Origin of the sequence: Burkholderia sp. JP2-270 (assembly GCF_003233675.1) — a bacterium.
GTDB lineage: Bacteria > Pseudomonadota > Gammaproteobacteria > Burkholderiales > Burkholderiaceae > Burkholderia > Burkholderia pyrrocinia_C.
Genome location: NZ_CP029824.1, coordinates 2,839,429 through 2,858,507, shown reverse-complemented (window position 1 = coordinate 2,858,507; position 19,079 = coordinate 2,839,429). Strand labels below are relative to the sequence as shown.

At 66.9% G+C, this 19,079-nt stretch carries 15 protein-coding genes and 3 tRNA genes; 8 read left to right on the top strand and 10 right to left on the bottom strand.

Annotation, left to right across the window (positions count from 1 at the left end; translation table 11 throughout):
- Positions 1 to 99: 99 nt before the first annotated feature.
- Both DM992_RS13505 and DM992_RS13500 read left to right on the top strand, forming a co-directional pair.
- Positions 100 to 726, top strand: a complete 627-nt coding sequence (locus tag DM992_RS13505; RefSeq protein ID WP_111017181.1) for a ParB-like protein — start codon at positions 100 to 102, stop codon at positions 724 to 726.
- Positions 727 to 750: 24 nt separating this feature from the next.
- Positions 751 to 2,481, top strand: a complete 1,731-nt coding sequence (locus DM992_RS13500; RefSeq protein WP_111017180.1) for a SulP family inorganic anion transporter — start codon at positions 751 to 753, stop codon at positions 2,479 to 2,481.
- A gap of 14 nt (positions 2,482 to 2,495) precedes the next feature.
- On the opposite strand, the gene DM992_RS13495 is transcribed toward DM992_RS13500, so the two are convergent.
- The 9 genes from DM992_RS13495 to DM992_RS13450 form a co-directional block, all read right to left on the bottom strand.
- Positions 2,496 to 3,428 (bottom strand): carbohydrate kinase, encoded by a 933-nt coding sequence (locus DM992_RS13495; RefSeq protein WP_111017179.1) that lies wholly within the window; start codon positions 3,426 to 3,428, stop codon positions 2,496 to 2,498.
- A gap of 120 nt (positions 3,429 to 3,548) precedes the next feature.
- Positions 3,549 to 4,493, bottom strand: a complete 945-nt coding sequence (locus DM992_RS13490; RefSeq protein ID WP_111017178.1) for an ABC transporter substrate-binding protein — start codon at positions 4,491 to 4,493, stop codon at positions 3,549 to 3,551.
- 84 nt (positions 4,494 to 4,577) lie between these two features.
- Positions 4,578 to 5,615: a ribose ABC transporter permease gene (locus DM992_RS13485; RefSeq protein WP_034184063.1), complete on the bottom strand. Its 1,038-nt coding sequence runs from the start codon at positions 5,613 to 5,615 to the stop codon at positions 4,578 to 4,580.
- 42 nt (positions 5,616 to 5,657) lie between these two features.
- Positions 5,658 to 7,211, bottom strand: a complete 1,554-nt coding sequence (locus DM992_RS13480; protein ID WP_111017177.1) for a sugar ABC transporter ATP-binding protein — start codon at positions 7,209 to 7,211, stop codon at positions 5,658 to 5,660.
- Positions 7,198 to 8,445 carry an ROK family protein gene (locus DM992_RS13475; protein ID WP_111017921.1) on the bottom strand — a complete coding sequence of 416 codons (1,248 nt, stop codon included), beginning with the start codon at positions 8,443 to 8,445 and terminating at the stop codon, positions 7,198 to 7,200. The genes DM992_RS13480 and DM992_RS13475 overlap by 14 nt, the downstream gene beginning before the upstream one ends.
- Positions 8,446 to 8,788: 343 nt before the next feature.
- A tRNA-Leu gene (locus DM992_RS13470) sits at positions 8,789 to 8,875 on the bottom strand.
- Positions 8,876 to 9,282: 407 nt separating this feature from the next.
- A tRNA-Leu gene (locus DM992_RS13460) sits at positions 9,283 to 9,369 on the bottom strand.
- Between the two features lie 110 nt (positions 9,370 to 9,479).
- The gene (locus DM992_RS13455; RefSeq protein WP_111017176.1) at positions 9,480 to 10,469 is read right to left on the bottom strand and encodes an aliphatic sulfonate ABC transporter substrate-binding protein; all 990 of its coding nucleotides are present in this window, start codon (positions 10,467 to 10,469) and stop codon (positions 9,480 to 9,482) included.
- Between the two features lie 287 nt (positions 10,470 to 10,756).
- Positions 10,757 to 10,843 (bottom strand) — tRNA-Leu (locus DM992_RS13450).
- A 249-nt stretch (positions 10,844 to 11,092) separates the two neighbouring features.
- Between DM992_RS13450 and rnr the strand changes: the two genes are divergently transcribed.
- The 6 genes from rnr to DM992_RS13420 all read left to right on the top strand — a co-directional run bounded on the left by rnr (position 11,093) and on the right by DM992_RS13420 (position 18,304).
- Positions 11,093 to 13,570, top strand: coding sequence for a ribonuclease R (gene rnr / locus DM992_RS13445; RefSeq protein ID WP_111017175.1), 2,478 nt, complete (start codon positions 11,093 to 11,095; stop codon positions 13,568 to 13,570).
- Between the two features lie 148 nt (positions 13,571 to 13,718).
- Positions 13,719 to 14,462 (top strand): 23S rRNA (guanosine(2251)-2'-O)-methyltransferase RlmB, encoded by a 744-nt coding sequence (gene rlmB, locus DM992_RS13440; RefSeq protein ID WP_034184068.1) that lies wholly within the window; start codon positions 13,719 to 13,721, stop codon positions 14,460 to 14,462.
- A 97-nt stretch (positions 14,463 to 14,559) separates the two neighbouring features.
- Positions 14,560 to 15,432 (top strand): N-acetylmuramoyl-L-alanine amidase, encoded by an 873-nt coding sequence (locus tag DM992_RS13435; RefSeq protein ID WP_111017174.1) that lies wholly within the window; start codon positions 14,560 to 14,562, stop codon positions 15,430 to 15,432.
- A gap of 92 nt (positions 15,433 to 15,524) precedes the next feature.
- Entirely contained in the window at positions 15,525 to 16,226 is a 702-nt protein-coding gene (gene rpiA / locus DM992_RS13430) for a ribose-5-phosphate isomerase RpiA (protein ID WP_111017173.1), read from the top strand.
- 273 nt (positions 16,227 to 16,499) lie between these two features.
- Positions 16,500 to 17,216: an FCD domain-containing protein gene (locus tag DM992_RS13425; RefSeq protein WP_034184071.1), complete on the top strand. Its 717-nt coding sequence runs from the start codon at positions 16,500 to 16,502 to the stop codon at positions 17,214 to 17,216.
- Positions 17,217 to 17,317: 101 nt separating this feature from the next.
- Positions 17,318 to 18,304 (top strand): Gfo/Idh/MocA family oxidoreductase, encoded by a 987-nt coding sequence (locus DM992_RS13420; protein ID WP_111017172.1) that lies wholly within the window; start codon positions 17,318 to 17,320, stop codon positions 18,302 to 18,304.
- A gap of 52 nt (positions 18,305 to 18,356) precedes the next feature.
- On the opposite strand, the gene DM992_RS13415 is transcribed toward DM992_RS13420, so the two are convergent.
- Positions 18,357 to 19,049, bottom strand: coding sequence for an amino acid ABC transporter permease (locus DM992_RS13415; RefSeq protein ID WP_047900564.1), 693 nt, complete (start codon positions 19,047 to 19,049; stop codon positions 18,357 to 18,359).
- Positions 19,050 to 19,079: the final 30 nt, after the last annotated feature.

The window sequence follows — 19,079 nt, the reverse complement described above, 5'->3', positions numbered from 1 at the left end:
CGGAGATCGTCAATCGCCGGCGTATCGAGGTCATGACGTATTAACGGCTCGCGCGATCAGGAGTATCGTTGCCGGAATTTCGCAACATGGGGTACGACCATGACACTCGGCCGCGACGTTCATCTCATTCCCGTCAGGCTCGACACGCTGCGTCCGACGCAGATGACGGTTGGTTATCGCGAAGTCAAGGCGAAGCGCAAGCACTGGAAGGCACTCGACAAGCGCGCGCGCAAGGCCGCGATCGAATCGCACTGGTTCCCGGCCGTCCTCGGCCCGGACGGGCTGCACTACATCACCGATCATCACCATCTCGGTCTCGCGCTGATCGAGGAGGGCGAGTCGCGCGTGAACGCGATGCTGCTGAAGGATCTGTCGTGGCTCGACGACACGATCTTCTGGCGGATGATGGAGCATAACCAGTGGGTGCATCCGTTCGGCGCGGACGGGGCGCGCCGCGACTACGCGCATTTGCCGAAGGTGCTGACGGGGCTCGTGGACGATCCGTACCGCAGCCTTGCAGGCGAACTGCGCACGGCGGGCGGCTATGCGAAGGACGCGACGCCGTTCAGCGAATTCCTGTGGGCCGATTACTTGCGCCAGCACGTGTCGCTCGACCAGATTCGCAAGAACTTCGCGAAAGCGCTCGACGTCGCGCTGCACCGCGCGCACGACCAGGATGCGCGTTATTTGCCCGGCTGGTCGGGCGTCATCGCGGTCAAACCCTGACCGGCGCACGGCGCCGACCGCCTCATGACGATCGCCCCGATCCGCCCCGATGCCGGCCCGCAGCATGCCGATCATTTCACCGCGCTCGACGCGGCCTCGCCGCCGCCTGCGCGGCGCATCGGCCTCGATGCACTGGCGGGCCTGTCGATCGCGGGCCTGCTGATTCCCGAGGCGGTCGCGTATGCGGGGCTGGCCAACCTGCCGCCGCAGGCCGGTCTCATCGCGCTGCTGGCCGGGCTCGTCGTCTATGCGCTCACGGGCAGCAGCCGCTTCGCGATCGTGTCGTCGACGTCGTCTTCCGCTGCCGTGCTCGCGGCGACCGTGCTCGCGGAATCGGGGATGACGCTTGCCGAACAGCTCGCGCTGGCGGCGGCGCTGGTCGCGATGACGGGCGTACTGTTCATCCTGGCGGGCGCCGCGCGGCTCGGCGGCATGTCGGACTTCGTCGCGCGGCCCGTGCTGCGCGGTTTCACGTTCGGGCTCGCACTGACGATCGTCATCAAGCAGTTGCCGAAGATTCTCGCGATTTCCGTGCAGCACGGCGATGCGCCGCATGTCGTGCTCGACCTGATCACCGGCGCCCTGCATGCGAACCTCGCGAGCGTCGTGCTCGGCGCAACCGCGCTGGCGCTGCTGTTCGTGCTCGGGCGCCGCTCGCGCGTGCCCGCGACGCTCGTCGTGATCGTGCTGTCGATCGCTGTCGGCTATGCGATCGACTGGCAGCGATACGGGATCGCGATCGTCGGCAACATCGATTTCCGGCACATCGAATTCGGCCTGCCGCAGCTCGACCGCAACGCGTGGATGCAGACGGTCGAGCTCGCGTTCGCGCTGATGCTGATCCTGTACGCGGAGTCGTACGGATCGATCCGCAACTTCGCGCTGAAGCATGGCGACAGCGTGTCGCCGAACCGCGACCTCGTCGCGCTCGGCTGCGCGAACCTCGTGTCGGGCCTGCTGCACGGGATGCCGGTCGGCGCCGGCTATTCGGCAACGTCGGCGAACGAGGCGGCCGGCGCACAGTCGCGCTTCGCCGGCCTGTGGGCGGCCGGCGTGGTCGCGCTGATCGTCTGGCTGCTGCTGCCGCAGCTTGCACGCACGCCGGAGCCCGTGCTCGCGGCGATCGTGATCTTCGCGGTCAGCCACTCGCTGCATCCGTCCGTATTCAAGCCGTACTGGGCCTGGCATCGCGACCGGCTCGTCGTGATCGCCGCGCTGCTTGCGGTGCTCGTGCTCGGCGTGCTGCACGGGCTGCTGGCGGCCATCGGCGTGAGCCTGCTGCTGACGCTGCGCAAGCTGTCCGAGCCGAACGTAAGCGTGCTCGGCCGGCTGCGCGACAGCCATGACTTCGTCGACATCGCGAGCCATGCCGACGCGAAGCCGGTGCCGGGCGTGCTGATCGTGCGGCCCGAGGCGCAGCTGTTCTTCGCGAACGCGGACCGGATGCTGAATCGCGTGCGCGCGCTGATGAAGGCCGCGCCGGACACGCATGCGGTGATGCTGAGCCTCGAGGAAACGCCGGATGTCGACGGTACGACGATCGAATCGTTGCGCACGTTCGCGGCCGAGTGCACGGCGCGCGGGCTGCGGCTCGCGATCGTGAGGCTCAAGATGCACGCGCTGCACGCATTGCGCCGTGCGGCGGACGATACGCTGCATGAGGGTGCGATGTCCGAACTGAGCGTCGACGAAAGTCTTCAACTGCTGCAGGCCGGCATGCCGCGGGACGGCGGCGACGGAACGACCGCCGCGTGACGAGGCGGCGCGGTCTATTGCGAAAGCGAGGCGACGGTGCCGTCGATCATGCCGGCCACTTCCGCGGCCGTCGGCGCATAGGCGCCTGCGTGCGCACAGGCGACCGCCGCGCACGCGGCCGCGTAATGCAGATGCTCGGCGGCCGATGCATCGGGCCGCGCAAGCTGGCTCGCGAGCCAGCCGCCGATGCTGGCGTCGCCGCAGCCGACCGTGTCGGCGACCTCGGTCGGGAACGCGGGCTGGAACAGCACGGTGTCGCGATGCAGGAGCTGCATGCCGGATGCGCCACGCGTGACGAGCATCGTCGCATCGGGCGCCCACGCGCGCAGTTGCGCGAGTGCGGCCGTTTCGTCGAGTTCGGGAAACAGCCCGTGAAGATCCTCGTCGGACACCTTGATCCAGTCGGCGAGCGCGGCCAGCCGGCGCAGCGTGTCGCGATACGACGGCGCGGCCATCGGCGCACGGTAGTTCGGATCGAACGAGATCCGCTTGCCGGCCGCGCGCGCGGCCTGCGCCACCTCGATCAGGCGCGACGCGAGCGGCTCGCGCACGACGCCGAGCGAGCCGATGTGCACGATCTCGGCCGCATCGAGTGCGCCGGCGGGCAGGTCCGCCGGGTCGAACGCGAGATCGGCGCTGTTCTCGCCGATGAAGAAATAGTGGGGCGGCTGCTTCGATACGACCATCGCGAGCAGCGGCGCGCGGTCGACCTGCCGGATGAAGCGCATGTCGAGCCCCGCGTCGGCGCTCTTGCGCATCAGTTCGTCGCCGAAGATGTCGCGGCTTACCGTGCCGGCAAAGGCCGTCGGCGCGCCGAGTCGCGCGCCGACGCGCGCAACGTTCCAGCATGAGCCGCCGGCGACGCTGTGCCAGCGCTGCGCGTCGTCGCGGATGAAATCGGTCAGCGCTTCGCCGAATACGATCAGGCGGGGGAGCGTCGTCGTCATGTTGAAACCTTGTGGCGCGGCCGTGCAGCGGTTGGTGTGAGCGGGCGGGGCGGGCGGCGCGGGCCGTCGCGCGCGGCGACGCGGCCCGGCACCGCCCGGTTCGGCGGACGGGCGGCGCGATCAGCGCGGGGAGCTCCAGCCCTTGTAGGTCTTCACGTTGTCGCGCGTGATGAGCGTCGGCTCGATCAGGATCATCGGATTGGCCGGCTTCTGGCCGTTCATGATCCCGTAGCCGACGTTGACGGCCTGCTGCGCCATCGCCCACGGGTCCTGGCTCGACGACGCCTGCACGAGCGTGTTCGACTTGAGCGCGACCTCGATATCGGGCGCGCCGTCGACCGACGTGATCACGATGCCCGGACGGTTCAGCTGTTTCGCGGCGAGATCGCTGCCGATCGCCTGCGGGTCGTTGATCGTGAACACCGCATCGAGCTTCGGAAAGCGCGTCAGGTAACCCTGCATCGCATTCATCCCGCCTTCGCGCGAGCCCTTGCCGTCCTGGTCGCTCGACAGCAGCTTGAGGCCCGCGTTTTTCGCGAGCGCGGTCTTGCAGCCGTTGACGCGATCGATCACGGCCGACACCTGCGGGCCGTTCTCGATGATCACGTTGCCCTTGCCGTTGAGTTTCTTCGCGATGTAGTCGCACGCGAGCTCGCCGGCCTTCACGTTGTTGGTCTGCACGGTCGCGTTTGCGCCGGCTGCCGCGACGTCGACCGCAACGACCGTGATGCCGGCCGCCTGCGCCTTCTTCACCGCCGGCTCGATCGCCTTCGGATCGGTCGCGTTGAGCAGGATCATGTCGACGTGCGCGGAGATGAAGTTGTCGATCTGCGTGAACTGCTTGTTCAGGTCGTAGTCGGCCGACACGGCCGTGACCTTCGCGTTCGGGTTGATTTGCTTCGCGCGCGCTTCGGCGCCCTTGACGATCGTGACGAAGTACGGGTTGCCGAGCGACCCGACCGTGACGCCGATCGACTTGAGCGGCTTGTCGGCTGCGTGCGCGGCGGAAGCGCTGAATGCGAGCGCGCAGGCGACGGCGGTCAGGGCGGCTTTGTGCTTGAACATGTCGTTGTGTCTCCGTGAGGTTGGTTGGTAGGCGGGCGCAGGCGTGCCAGCCTGCGCCGCAAGGTTGAACGGACGGGAACGGTGTCAGGTGCGCGCCGAATCGCGCTGGCGGTAGCGATCGAGCGCGACGGCGCCGATGATCACGAGCCCCTTGATGATGTACTGCCAGATGTCGGACACGCCGAGCAGCACGAGTCCGTTCGTCAGTACCGCGATGATCAGCGCGCCGATCAGCGTGCCGACGATCGAGCCGACGCCGCCGACGAAACTCGTGCCGCCGAGGATCACCGCGGCGATCGCGTCGAGTTCGTAGGACTGGCCGAGCTGCAGGCCGTTGGCCGCATAGAGCCGCGCGGCCGACATCACCGCGCCGAGGCCCGCGAGCAGCCCCGATGCCGCGTACACGAACATCTGGATCGCCCGCACGTTGATGCCCGACAGGCGTGCGGCTTCCGGATTGCCGCCGACCGAATAGATCCGCATCCCGAGCACGGTACGGCGCAGGATGAACCACGAGATCGCGATCACCGCGCACGCGATCACGACGAGCCACGGCACGCCGAGGATCGTGCCGTTGCCGATGAACGCGAACGGCAACTGCGGGTTGAACACGGTCGTGTCGTTGCCGATCAGGCGCGCGACGCCGCGCACGGCCGTCATCGCGCCGAGCGTGACGATGAACGGCGGCAGGCGCAGGAACGAGATCAGGCCGCCGTTGATCGCGCCGAACACGAGGCCGACGACGAGTGCGAAAGGCACGCCGAGCCAGCCCCAGCCGGGAATGGTCGACGCGATCAGCGCGGCGACGGCCGCGGCGGCGAGCACCGAGCCGACCGACAGGTCGATACCGCCCGTCAGGATGACGAAGGTCATGCCGGCGGCGAGCACGATGTTGATCGATGCCTGCTGCGTGACGATCGACAGGTTCTGCAGCGTGAAGAAGCCGTCGGTCAGGAAGCCGAAGCCGACGCACAGGACCAGCAGCACCGGCAGCATGCCGGCGGTGCGTATCAGCGACTGCATGCGTGCGCGATGATCGGCGGTGCGCAACTGGGGAGTACGATCGCCCACCGGATGGGCCGTCGCGGAAGCGAGGTTCCGCTGCTTGGTCGGGTTGATCATTTCGGTAACCTGAATTGTAAGAGTCAAATGAAAGAGCGCGGCTCAGTGCGCGTCGGCGAGTTCGGCCTGCGAGCCGGTCGCGAGCGCGATGATGGCTTCCTGCGTGATGGGCGTATGCGTGTGGCCGCCGAGTTCGCCCGCGATCTCGCCTTCGCGCATCACGAGCACGCGGTCCGCGACGCCGATGATTTCCGGCAGCTCGCTCGAGATCACGATCACGCCCACGCCGGCACGGGCCAGTTCGTTGATGATCCGGTAGATCTCGGATTTCGCGCCGATGTCGACGCCGCGCGTCGGTTCGTCGAGGATCAGTACACGCGGTTTCGTCTCCAGCAGGCGCGACAGCAGCACTTTCTGCTGGTTGCCGCCCGACAGCGCGCCGACGTTGACGTTCGCGTGGGGTACGCGGATCGACAGCGAGGAAATCGCGTCGCGCGCGCGTTCGGCGCCGCGTGCGAGGTCGAGCGCGCCGAGCCGTGCATCGCGGTTGCAGACGGAAATGTTGATGTTGTCGCGCACGCTCATGTCGAGGAACAGGCCCTGGCGCTTGCGGTCTTCGGTCAGGTAGACGAGGCCCGCGTCGATCGCGTCGCGCGGCGAGTGCGTGCCGAACGGGCGGTCGCCCAGTTTCACGTCGCCGCGCACGCGCGGTTCGGCGCCGAAGATCAGCCGCGCGAGTTCGGTGCGGCCCGCGCCGACGAGCCCGGCGATGCCGAGCACCTCGCCGGCATGCAGGTCGAGGCTGCAGCCGCGCACGCGCGCGCCGTCGGCGATGTCGCGCACCGACAGCAGCAGGTGGCCGGGGTCGTACGGCGCGTGTTCCTTCTTGTAGAAGCCGGAGATGTCGCGGCCGACCATCATCGCGACGAGACGCTCGGCCGACAGCGACTCGCGTTCGAGCGTGCCGACGTATGCGCCGTCGCGCAGCACCGACACGCGGTCGGACAGTTCGTAGATCTCCGCCATCCGGTGGCTGATGTAGATGATCGCGAGACCTTCCTCGCGCAACTGGCGGATCAGGCGGAACAGGTGCTCGGTTTCGCGCGACGACAGCGGCGTCGTCGGCTCGTCCATCACCAGGATGCGTGCGCGGGTGTGCACGGCGCGCGCGATTTCGACGAGCTGCTGTTCGGCGATCGACAGCGTGTCGACGAGCGTTTCGGGGCCGAACGATGCACCGAGGCGCGCGAGCACGTCCTGGCAGCCGCGCGCCATCGCCGCGCGGTCGATCGTGCCCCAGCGCCGGTTGCCGCGCCGCAGTTCGCGGCCGACGTAGATGTTTTCCGCGACGGTCAGGTTCGGCGACAGGCACAGTTCCTGGTAGATCACCGCGACGCCGGCATCGCGCGCGGCGAGCGGGCCGTCGATGTCGCTGCGTTCGCCGTCGATCAGGATCTCGCCGCCGGCGTCGGCGCGGTATGCGCCCGACAGGATCTTCATCAGCGTCGATTTACCGGCGCCGTTCTCGCCCATCAGCGAGTGGATCTCGCCCGGATAGACGGTCAGGCTGACATTGTCCAGCGCGCGCACGGCCGGGAACGTCTTGCTGATCCGGCGCATTTCGAGCAGCGGGCGGGGCGACTCAGACCGCGACATGGTTGACCTCCTGCGAGTCGGTGCGGGCGCCCTTGAGGATGCCGGCCCGCGGGGAAAAGTTGAAGAACATCGGCAGTGTGGCCGCGCCGATCGCGCCGGCGTCGGCGCCGAAGGTGCCGCGCACGAGCGTCGGCGTGCCGCGCGCTTCGGGCGCGGTGGCAACCAGTGCCGAGCGCAGGCGCGTCGTGACCGCGTCGAGCAGGCCCGCGTCGGTATCGGCGTCGATCACGACTACCGGCGCATCGACCACGCACAGCACTGCGCGCAACGCCGGCGCGAGCGCGTCGACGCAGTCGTCGATCCATTCGTCGACGGCCGGCAGGCCGCGGGCAATGCAGGCTTCGAGATCGGCGCGATTCTCGACCGTCTCGCCGTGATGGCGCAGATGGCGTACGAGCGCGTGCAGCGAGGCGCGCGCGAGCAGGATGTCCCACGGGCCGCGCGGCGGCGGCGCGGACGCCAGCCGGCTCGGCGGCACGGGAATCACGGCGATGTCGCCCGCATTGCCGGTCACGCCGCGCAGGCAGTCGCCGTCGATCGCGATGCCGCCGCCGATCGCCGGTCCGATGAACAGGTAGACGAAGTCGTCGCACTGCCGGCCGTATCCGTAGAACAGCTCGGCGATCGCGGCCGCGTTGCCGTCGTTTTCGCCGAACACGGGCAGCGACAGCGCGCGACCGAGGTCGCTCGCGAAATCGACGTCTTCCCATGCGCGGAACGTATCGGGCGCGAGGCCGAGTTCGCGCATCCACGCGCCGAGGTTGTAAGGCTGCGCTACACCGATGCCGGTCAGGCGGGCACGTTCGTGGTCGGGGAGCAGGGCCTGCATCGCGTCGATGTCGTGACGCACGATCTCGAGCACGTCGGCGGGCGGAGGCAGCAGCATGTCGTGCGAGCGGCGGCCGAGCACGTCGCCCGCGAAGTTGACGAGCGCCGTCTCGATTCGCATCCGGTCGAGATGGACGCCGATGCCGAACGCACCGCGCGGGTCGAGGCGAATCAACGATGCCGGCTGGCCGCGCTGGCCTTCGGTGCGGCCAGCGAATTCGATCAGCTTCGCATCGGCGAGCGACGCGATGATGCTGCCGACCGCCGTGCCCGTCATGCTCGCGAGACGCGCAAGATCGGCCTTCGACGCGCTGCCTGCGCGGCGCAGCGTCTTCAGCAGCAGGCGCTCGTTGTAACGGCGCACGTTGGCCGAATTGCTTCCCTGGCCGATGTGCGGGCTTCTCATGGCGTCTCCTTCCATGTTGCGCCGTGCGGCAGCGCATTAAATAAATCACGTTGATTTATTTAACCGCGTGAGCGCCGATATGTCAGCCTAGGGAAATCCCGGTCTTTGCCGTGGATGAGGGGGGGCGGGGTGGGTCTCGGGAAATGGGGGGGGCGGAACCCGGGGCGAAAACTTTGAAATTCGCGTGACGGGCGCGTTTCGCTGCGGAAGCGACGACGATTTTTGCCCGTCCGGAAGATGGCATGGGAGGGGGCGCACCGCGCCGAGCAACCGGGTGGTGTGAATGATGCGGGGCCGGAAATGAAAAAAGGCCGGCTAGAAGCCGACCTTTTTAGAAAACAAGTGGTGCCCAGGAGAGGACTCGAACCTCCACGATGTTGCCACCGCTAGGACCTGAACCTAGTGCGTCTACCAATTCCGCCACCTGGGCACGTTTCGCTTGCTGCGATGCGAAAGACCGCAATTATAGCGTGCCTGAACGGCTTGTCAACAGATTTTGCACAGTCGCTGAGGGGGCGAGAAGGGGGGCGCGTGCCGGATTCGCCGTGTTCGGGTATCGCTGCCGGTCGATCCCGATGCGAAGGATTGTCGCCGGTTCCTCGGTGCGATGGCACAGGCGAATGCGGACGAGGGCGGCGATGCGATTCTCGAGAGCGATCGAAAGACGGCCGAACTGCTTGGCGAGCGCGTCGCGATTGCCGCGAAACGCTGGAACGGTGCCTGACGCCGATGGCCGGGCAGCACTGTTTCGAGGGTCGTCCGGCTGGCGGATGGGTGGGGCCGATGCGGGACCGGAAATGAAAAAAGGCCGGCTAAAAGCCGGCCTTTTTAAATAAGTGGTGCCCAGGAGAGGACTCGAACCTCCACGGTGTTGCCACCGCTAGGACCTGAACCTAGTGCGTCTACCAATTCCGCCACCTGGGCACGTTTCGCTTGCTGCGATGCGAAGACCGCTATTCTAGCGTGTCTTCGAAGTCTGTCAACACAATTTCATCCGAAGCGATAAAAATATTGCGTCCTCGTGCGACGGAGTCTCACGCACCGACCGGATCCGCGCGTTTCGCCGCGAAATTCCAGCGCTGCGCCTGGCCCGTATCGACGCGTGCAGGCAGCAGTCCGGCCGCGAGGAACGTGTCGGCGATCTTCTGCTGTTCGCCGAAGTTTTGCGCGACGACTGCGCGGACGAGGTAGCTGCGTCGCGCGTTCGCGCGTGCGATCGTCGCCGCGTCGAGCCCCCAGATCGGCGCGAGCGTATTCGCGGCCTCCTGAGGGTGATCGCGCAGCCACGTGCCGGCCTGCGACAACTGGTCGAACAGGATCTGGATGACGTCGGGCCACGCGGCGGCGAAACTGCTCGATGCGAGGTAGTAGCGCTGGTACGACGCGAGTCCGTTGCCGTCGGCCAGAATCCGCACGTCGGGATTCCGGTCGACCGAAGCGACATAGGGATCCCACGTGATCCATGCGTCCACGCTGCCGCGCTCGAACGCCGCGCGGCCGTCCGCGGGCGTCAGGTAGTGGATCGCGGCATCGGCGGGCGCGAGCTTCGCGCGTGCGAGCGCGGCAAGCAGCAGGTAGTGGCTGCCGGCCGCCTTCGTGACCGCGATGCGCTTGCCCTTGAGATCGGCGATCGTTCGAAGTGTACTGTCCTGCTTGACGACGATCGCCTGTGCCTTCGGCGACGGCGCTTCCTGCGCGACGTACACGAAACGCGCATGCGCGGCCTGCGCGAAGACCGGGACCGTATCGGCGACGTCGGCGCTGAAATCGACGGCGCCGACGTTGAGCGCTTCGGTCAGCGGCAGTCCGCTCGCGAACTCGTGCCACGACACGCGCCGGCCGAGCGGCGCAAGCGCCTGCTCGAGCGTGCCGCGCGTCTTGAGCAGCGTGATGAGCGTCGACGACTTCTGGTAGCCGATGCGCAATGCGGCATTCGTGGTCTCGGCGTGCGTTCGGACGCCCGCCGCAGTGAGGCCTGCGGCCAGCATCGCGCGCGCGAACGCGCGGCGGTTCATCGACGTCATGAATCGTGCTCCTCGTTGGGTTCGTTGCAATGAAGCGGGCCGGCTAACGTACCAACGGGGAGGGTGGGCGATAACCGATAAATTCTGCTATCGATCCGACTGGCGGGCATAAGGAAGCGGGGCAGGCGGTCGCCACGCAGATTCCGGAGATCGCGCCGAAGGTGCTCAATGCGCGCGCCTGCGGAAATTCACGAAGGCCGAGTTCGACGAGCTGTGCCGGCCACTCTTTTTTTTGAGCCGGAAATGAAAAAAGGCCGGCTAAAAGCCGACCTTTTTAGAAAAACAAGTGGTGCCCAGGAGAGGACTCGAACCTCCACGATGTTGCCACCGCTAGGACCTGAACCTAGTGCGTCTACCAATTCCGCCACCTGGGCACGTTTTGCAGTAGCTGCTTGCTGCAAAGAAGCGAAATTATAGCGCCCCAATTATTCGTGTCAACACTTTTTTGCGATGCATCGCAAACCGGCCGCTGTCGCGCCTGCCCGCGGCATTCCCGTTATTTGGCGACACAGGCGGGTGATAGAATGACCCGCCGCCGTCAATATAGAACTGTCTGACGGACACCTCTATGTTGATGCCGTGCACCATCAGTCAACGCAACGAGAACAATCATCGACAAACCCTTGAGCAAATATCCGTACCCCATTCCGAGCCGTGAAGAAATTCTCGGCGTGCTGCGTACGAGCGATGCGCCGCTGGCTGCCAACGACATCGCCGAAGCACTGTCGATCAAGCGTCAGGAGCGCGAAGGGTTCTTCCGGCGTGTCGCCGCGATGGAGCGCGACGGCCAGATCCGTCTCGACAAGCGCGGCCACTACCAGTTGACCCATCCGTCGAATTTCGTCGCAGGGCGCGTGCAGGGGCATCGCGACGGCTACGGGTTCGTGATCCGCGACGACGGCCAGGACGACCTGTTTTTGCCGAACGGCGAAATGCAGAAGGTGATGCACAACGACCGCGTGCTCGCGCGGATCGTCGGCTACGATCGCCGCGGCCGGCCGGAAGGGCATGTCGTCGAAGTCACCGAGCGCGCGAACAAGCGCGTGATCGGCCGCCTGCTCAACGAGAACGGCGCGCTGATCGTCGCGCCGGAAGACAAGCGCATCGGCCACGACATCCTGATCACGCAGAACGTGAAGAAGGCGAAGGTCGGGCAGGTCGTCGTCGTCGAGCTGACCGATTTCCCGAGCCGTCATTCGCAGCCGCTCGGCCGTGTCGTCGAAGTGCTCGGCGACATCGACGATCCGGGCATGGAAATCGAAATCGCGGTGCGCAAGTACGGCGTGCCGCATGAATTCAGCCAGCCGGCGCTCGACGAAGCTGCCGCGCTGCCCGACAAGGTACGGCCGGCCGACCTGCGGTTTCGCGTCGACCTGCGCGACGTGCCGCTCGTGACGATCGACGGCGAGGACGCACGCGACTTCGACGACGCCGTCTACTGCGAGCCGGTCAAGGTCGGTCGCGGCGACGGCTTCCGGCTGATCGTCGCGATCGCCGACGTGTCGTACTACGTGCAGCCGGGCAACGGGCTCGATGCCGACGCGCTCGAGCGCAGCACGTCGGTCTATTTCCCGCGCCGCGTGATCCCGATGCTGCCGGAGAAGCTGTCGAACGGCCTGTGCTCGCTGAACCCGCAAGTCGACCGCTGCGTGCTCGCATGCGACATGGTGATCACCGCGCGCGGCGAGATCAAGGCGTACCAGTTCTATCCGGCCGTGATCCATTCGGCTGCGCGCCTTACGTACACCGAAGTGGCGGCCGTGCTGTCGAACACGAAGGGGCCGGAGGCCGCGCGTCGCGCGGAGCTGCTGCCGCACCTGCAGAACCTGTACGGCGTCTACAAGTCGCTGTTCGCCGCACGGCAGAAGCGCGGCGCGATCGACTTCGATACGACCGAGACCTACATCGTCTGCAACTCGCAGGGCAAGATCGAGCAGATCGTGCCGCGCCAGCGCAACGATGCGCACAAGCTGATCGAGGAATGCATGCTGGCCGCGAACGTCTGCGCGGCCGACTTCCTGAAGCGCAACAAGCATCCGGGCCTGTACCGCGTGCACGCGGGGCCGACGCCGGAGAAGCTCGAGAACCTGCGTGCGTTCCTGCGCGGCATGGGCCTGTCGCTCGGCGGCGGCGACAAGCCGCATGCAAGCGACTACGCGGCGCTGATGGCGCAGATCCGCGACCGGCCCGACGCGCAGATGCTGCAGCCGATGCTGCTGCGCTCGATGCAGCAGGCCGTCTACAGCCCGGACAACATCGGCCACTTCGGTCTCGCGTACGAGGCGTACGCGCACTTCACGAGCCCGATCCGCCGTTATCCCGACCTGCTCACGCACCGCGCGATCTATTCGATCCTGTCCGGCAAGAAGTACGTGCCGAAGGCGCCGGAGGGCTTCGAGCTGAACACCGCGCTGTCGCCGCGCGCCCGCGCGATGCAGCAGGCAGACGACGAAGCGCGCAACCGCTCGCGCTCGAACACGGCGATCTGGGAAGAGCTCGGCCTGCACTGCTCGGCCAACGAGCGGCGTGCGGACGAAGCGTCGCGCGACGTCGAGGCATGGCTCAAGTGCTACTTCATGCGCGACAAGCTCGGCGAGGAGTACGGCGGGATGGTGAACGGCGTCACGTCGTTCGGCATCTTCGTGCAGCTCGATACGTTGTTCATCGAAGGGCTCGTGCACGTCACTGAACTCGGCTCGGACTACTTCCAGTACGACGAGATCAAGAACGAGCTGCGCGGCGAACGGACGGGCATCCGCTATCGTCTGTCGGACCGCGTGCGCGTGCAGGTGAGCCGCGTCGACCTCGACGCGCGCAAGATCGATTTCCGCCTCGTGCGCGATACGCCGGTGAAGGCGCTGCGCCCGTCGCCCGCGCCGGCGGCCGCAGGCGCAGGTGCCGGTGCTGATCGCAACGGCCCGCGCGTGCGTGCGCTGCCGCAGGCGGAGGAACTCGCGCCTCGCCGCAAGAAGGCCGCAAGCGCACCGAGCGTCGCGGTGAAGGAAGCGCGTGCCGCACGCAAGAAGAGCGGCGGTGGTGGCAGCGGCGGTGCGGCGGCGAAGCCGACCGCGAAGAAGGCGCGCGCCCGCAAGAAGTATTGAGTGTTCGGGGCGGCGCATGCGCGCGCCCCGCAGTATCGAGAGACGCCGCGTCACCGGTCATCGGCCGGCAACGCGGCGCTTTCCTTTTCCATGGATCGCGGCTGCGCGTGTCGCGCGGCCGCACGTTTGATCGAAGGTTGTTCCAGTCATGTCACGTCTGAAGGTTCTTTACGGTTTTCATGCGGTGACCGCACGCTTGCGGCACGATGCATCGACGGTTGCGGAGGTGCTGTACGACCAGACGCGCCGCGACCGCCGCATGCAGGACTTCCTGCACACCGCGAAGGAAGCGGGCGTGCGGCTGATCGCGGCCGACGAAACGCGCCTGTGGGGCCTCGCCCATACCGAGCGCCACCAGGGCGTCGTCGCGCGTGTCGAGGACGTGCCGCTCGCGCAGAACCTGTCCGAGCTGCTCGACGGCATCCAGGGCCCCGCGCTGCTGCTCGTGCTCGACGGCGTCACCGATCCGCACAACCTCGGCGCGTGCCTGCGCGTTGCCGATTCGGCCGGCGCGCACGCGGTGATCGCGCCGCGCGACCGTGCGGTCGGCCTGAACGCGACCGCGGCCAAGGTGGCGAGCGGCGCGGCCGATACGGTGCCGTACATCACGGTGACGAACCTCGCGCGCGCGCTGCGCGAGCTGAAGGAGGCCGGCGTGTGGATCATCGGCACGTCGGACGAGGCGTCGGCGACGCTCTACGACACGAAGCTCGACGGCCCCGTCGCGCTCGTGATGGGCGCGGAGGGCGAAGGCATGCGCCGGCTCACGCGCGACACCTGCGACGAGGTGATGAGCATCCCGATGGCCGGCAGCGTGGAAAGCCTGAACGTGTCGGTCGCAAGCGGCGTGTGCCTGTACGAAGCCGTGCGCCAGCGGCGCGTGAAGGGCTGACGCATCCTGTCTCGCGCGATATGCGCGAGCCGGGCATGACCCGAACGACGCGTGTCGCGATGCGATGCGGCACGCGGTTCTCCGGAACTCGCGACCGATGACCCTGTTTCGCCTCGGCGCATCATGCGCCGTGATATGCCTGCTGGCTGCCTGCACGTCGCCGTCGCTCGTCGAACGCGGCACCTACTACGCCGACACGAGCCTGTACGCGCGCGGTGCCGATTCGCGGATCCGCTTTCTCGTGATGCATTACACCGAAAGCGGCGAAGCGAAGTCGCTGCGCACGCTGACGGGCGATTCGGTCAGCGTGCATTACGTCGTGCCGCCGCAGCCGCGCATCGAACACGGGATGCCTGTCGTCTACCAGCTCGTTCCGGAATCGATGCGCGCATGGCACGCGGGCGTCAGCGAGTGGCAGGGCGCGACTGAACTGAACGCGGCGTCGATCGGCATCGAAAACGTGAACCGCGGGCCGCTCGATTCGCAGAATCGCACCTGGCAGCCGTATTCGTCCGAACAGATCGATGCGCTGACCCGCCTGTCGAAGGACATCGTCGTACGCTACGCGATCCCGCCGACGCGCGTGGTCGGGCACAGCGACATCGCGCCGCAACGCAAGATCGATCCGGGGCCGCTGTTCCCGTGGCATGCGCTCGCACTGGCCGGCGTCGGCGCATGGCCGGACGATGCGACCGTGGCCGCCCGGCTTGGCGGCCGCGATCCGCACGCGTTGGTCGACGTGCGCGAACTGCAGCTCAAGCTCGCGCGCTACGGCTACGACGTGCCGACCGACGGCGTGCTCGACGCGCGCACGCGGCGCGTATTCGCAGCGTTTCAGATGCATTTCCGTCCGTCCGACTATGCGGGCAATCCGGACGCCGAAAGCGACGCGATCGCGCAGGCGTTGCTCGACAAATACTTCCCCGGCGCGCAACCGGCGGACAATGCGCCCGCGGCGGGCGCACCCTGAACGCCCGGCGCACCGCGCGTCGAAAAACGCGGGCCGTCATCCGAGTCCGGTAAACTGGCGGTTTTTCCGCAATCCCACAGCATTACCACGCCATGACTCAAGACGAACTCAAACGCCTCGTCGGCCAGGCCGCCGCCGATTACGTGATCCAGAACGTGCCGGAAGGCGCCGTGATCGGCGTCGGCACCGGCTCGACCGCCAACTGCTTCATCGACGCACTCGCCGTCGTCAAGTCGCGCTATCGCGGCGCCGTGTCGAGCTCCGTCGCCACGACCGAACGCCTGAAATCGCACGGCATCAAGGTGTTCGACCTGAACGAGGTCGACTCGCTGCAGGTGTACGTCGACGGCGCCGACGAGATCGATGCGAGCGGCGCGATGATCAAGGGCGGCGGCGGCGCGCTCACGCGCGAGAAGATCGTCGCGTCGGTGGCCGACACGTTCGTCTGCATCGCCGACGCCAGCAAGCGCGTGCCGGTGCTCGGCGCGTTCCCGCTGCCGATCGAGGTCGTGCCGATGGCGCGCACGGCGATCGGCCGGCGCGTGACCGCGCTCGGCGGCGTGCCCGTGCTGCGCGTGACGAAGGACGGCGCACCGTACATCACCGACAACGGCAACGAGATCATCGACGTGAAGGGGCTGAAGATCACCGATCCGCGCGGCTTCGAAGCGCAGGTGAACGCATGGCCGGGCGTCGTGACCGTCGGGTTGTTTGCCGAGCGCGGCGCGAATCTGTGCTTGCTCGGCACGGAAAACGGCGTTGAAACGATCGTTTATTCGGCCGAATCGAGTTGAATGAGAAGCAGTCCGTAACGGCGTCAGGGACCCGTAATGGATTGCATGTTTAAATCTTGTGGAAATCACGGCCCGGCAGGCGCAGCGCGCTTCCCGGGCCTTTTTTGTAGCCTTATAAATCACCCCGTCAAAAAGAGGGATAACCCTGTCAGGTGTTTACCAGATAGCGAAATATCCTCGAACTCATCAACTTATAGATCATAAGAACAGTAGTAACCAGGGCCGGCGGAACTGCGGAGCAGGTGTTCGCAAATCGACGCACGGGGAGGTGTCATGGAGCAGGGCAAAGACCGGTCACTGGTCGCCAAAGTGATGGATGGGCTTGTCTCGGGTATCGTCGAAGACAAGTACGGCGGCATCTTGCCGCCACAGGACGTGCTGTCGAAAGAGTTCGACGTGAGTCGCACGGTAATGCGGGAAGCGTTGTCGATGTTGCTTGCGCGCGACATGCTGGACGTGCGGCCGAAAGTCGGCACGCGCGTGCGGCCGATGCGCGACTGGCGAATGATCGACGAAGACGTCGTGAGCTGGCGATTTCGGGCAAAACCCGATCCGCAGTTCATGCGCGACGTCATCGAATTTCGAATGCTGATCGAACCGCGCGCGACCGCGCAGGCAGCGGTGCGTGCGACCGCGGCCGACATCGCGGGGATCCGTGAAGCGTTCGATGCGTTCAAGGTGCTGCAGCCCGGCGATCCCGGCTACGACACGGCGGACGAGCTGCTGCACACGCGGATCGTGCAGGCGAGCGGCAACCAGTTCTTCCAGCAGATGGCGGCGATCGTGCGCGGGGCGGTGCGTCTCGTGAATCCGCGCGTCGTGCAGAAGGAAGGCGCGCACGAGATCGCGGTGAAGGCGCATGCGCGTGTCGTCGATGCGATCGAGCGGCGCGATCCGCGCGAAGCCGAAGCGGCCTCGCTCGCGCTGATCGATTTCAGCGCCGACGAGATCTCGCGCGATTTCTCCGTCGACGTACCCATGCGCGCCTGATGCTGCTCGCGTTGCTCATCCGTGTGCCGGCGAGCCGTTTATCATGACGGCCGGTCGGCAGCGTGCCGGCCACCGTCATACGACCGACACGGAAGATCAGGATGAACGACAACGACCACCGCCCGGTGCGCTTCGGCATCGTCGGCGCAGGCAGCATCGCGCGCCGCTTCGCGCAAAGCCTCGCGCACGTGCCGGGCGCCACGCTCACCGGTGCCTGGGCCCGCCGCGCCGATGCAGCGACAGCCTTTTGCGAGACATGCGGCGGCACGCCTGCCGCGAGCCTCGAAGCACTCCTCGCGAGCGACATCGACGCGGTCTACATCGCGACGCTCCATGACAGTCACGCGCAGTACACGCTGGCCGCACTTGCCGCCGGCAAGGCCGTGCTGTGCGAAAAACCCGCGACGCTGAACGCGGCGCAACTCGACACCGTGCTGCGTGCGGCCCGCGACGCCGGTCGGCTCTTCATGGAAGCGATGAAGCCGCCGTTCTTTCCGCTGTACCGTCAGTTGCGCGCGCATCTGCATGACGACCCGATCGGCGAAATCCGGCTCGTGCGTGCAGGGTGTGCGTCGTCGTCGGTACCTGGCGACCATTCCGTCTATCGCCTCGATCGCGCGGGCGGCGCGCTGCTCGACATCGGGATCTACGAGGCGTTTCTCGCGGTCGACTGGCTCGGCGCGGCGCTCGACGTGCAGACGCTCGGCCGCGTCGGCGCGACGGGCGTCGACATGTTCGCGAGCCTGAACAGCCTGCATGCGAACGGCGGGATCGCGCAGCTCTTTTGCGGGCTCGACGTGATGGGCCGCGGCGACGCGCTGATCGCCGCGGCCGGCGGGCACGTGACCATTCACGAGAAGTGGTGGAACCCCGCGCGCGCGACGATCCGCTATGCGGACGGGCGCACCGTCGAACTCGACGCACCGGTCGACGGCGGCGGGCTGAACTACGAGACCGCGCATTTCTGCGACCTGCTGCGCGCGGGCGAAACCGAAAGCCCGATCATGACGCACGACCATTCGCGGCAGATGATCGCGATGACCGATGCCGCGCGTGCCGCGCTCGGCGTGCGCTATTCGGGCGAGTAGGCGGCAACGAAGGTGCCGGGCCCGCGTACGCGGCCCGGCGGATGGCGTGCGCTCAGTGCCGCGACGGCAGCGACAGGCGCTTTTCGTACCAGCGCTGCGCCCATTCGAGGATCTGGCACAGGATCCAGTACACGGCCGCGGCGGCGAGATAGAGCGGCAGCGGCTGGTAGGTCGCCGCGATCACTTCCTGCGCGCTGCGCAGCAGTTCGGTCACGGTGATCACGGACACGAGCGAAGTGTCCTTGATCAGGCTGATCAGGCTGTTCGACAGGCTCGGCACCGCGATGCGCAGCGCCTGCGGGCCGATCACGTAGCGCAGCGTCTGCCCCCACGACAGCCCGAGGCTGTACGACGCGAGCCACTGGCCGCGGTGGATGCCGTTGATCGCGCCGCGCATGCTTTCGGACATGTAAGCCGCAACGTTCGCGGACAGCGCGATGACGCCGGCCGGCGTCGGGTCGAGCGAGATGCCGAGGCTCGGCAGCCCGTAGTAGATGACGAAGATCTGCACGAGCAGCGGCGTGCCGCGCATCAGGCTCACGTACGCGCGCGCGAGCCCCGCGAGCGCGTTGACCCAGATGCGTTCGAAGCCGTCGAGCGGCTCGCTTTGCCGGATGCCCATCATCGCGAGCACGACGGCGCCGAGCAGGCCGAACACCATCGACAGCACGGCGAACTTGACGGTCAGTACGGCGCCCTGTGCGAGCACCGGCAGCGATTGGACGAGCAGGGACGTTGTCGACATGGAATACGAATCGGATGCGTGCGCGAAAGC

Excerpts from the sequence above, each read along its gene's own strand:
- DM992_RS13505 (WP_111017181.1), top strand. The coding sequence starts at position 100 with ATGACACTCGGCCGCGACGTTCATCTCATTCCCGTCAGGCTCGACACG.
- DM992_RS13500 (WP_111017180.1), top strand. The coding sequence starts at position 751 with ATGACGATCGCCCCGATCCGCCCCGATGCCGGCCCGCAGCATGCCGAT.
- DM992_RS13495 (WP_111017179.1), bottom strand. The coding sequence starts at position 3,428 with ATGACGACGACGCTCCCCCGCCTGATCGTATTCGGCGAAGCGCTGACC.
- DM992_RS13490 (WP_111017178.1), bottom strand. The coding sequence starts at position 4,493 with ATGTTCAAGCACAAAGCCGCCCTGACCGCCGTCGCCTGCGCGCTCGCA.
- DM992_RS13485 (WP_034184063.1), bottom strand. The coding sequence starts at position 5,615 with ATGATCAACCCGACCAAGCAGCGGAACCTCGCTTCCGCGACGGCCCAT.
- DM992_RS13480 (WP_111017177.1), bottom strand. The coding sequence starts at position 7,211 with ATGTCGCGGTCTGAGTCGCCCCGCCCGCTGCTCGAAATGCGCCGGATC.
- DM992_RS13475 (WP_111017921.1), bottom strand. The coding sequence starts at position 8,445 with ATGAGAAGCCCGCACATCGGCCAGGGAAGCAATTCGGCCAACGTGCGC.
- DM992_RS13455 (WP_111017176.1), bottom strand. The coding sequence starts at position 10,469 with ATGACGTCGATGAACCGCCGCGCGTTCGCGCGCGCGATGCTGGCCGCA.
- rlmB (WP_034184068.1), top strand. The coding sequence starts at position 13,719 with ATGTCACGTCTGAAGGTTCTTTACGGTTTTCATGCGGTGACCGCACGC.
- DM992_RS13435 (WP_111017174.1), top strand. The coding sequence starts at position 14,560 with ATGACCCTGTTTCGCCTCGGCGCATCATGCGCCGTGATATGCCTGCTG.
- rpiA (WP_111017173.1), top strand. The coding sequence starts at position 15,525 with ATGACTCAAGACGAACTCAAACGCCTCGTCGGCCAGGCCGCCGCCGAT.
- DM992_RS13425 (WP_034184071.1), top strand. The coding sequence starts at position 16,500 with ATGGAGCAGGGCAAAGACCGGTCACTGGTCGCCAAAGTGATGGATGGG.
- DM992_RS13420 (WP_111017172.1), top strand. The coding sequence starts at position 17,318 with ATGAACGACAACGACCACCGCCCGGTGCGCTTCGGCATCGTCGGCGCA.
- DM992_RS13415 (WP_047900564.1), bottom strand. The coding sequence starts at position 19,049 with ATGTCGACAACGTCCCTGCTCGTCCAATCGCTGCCGGTGCTCGCACAG.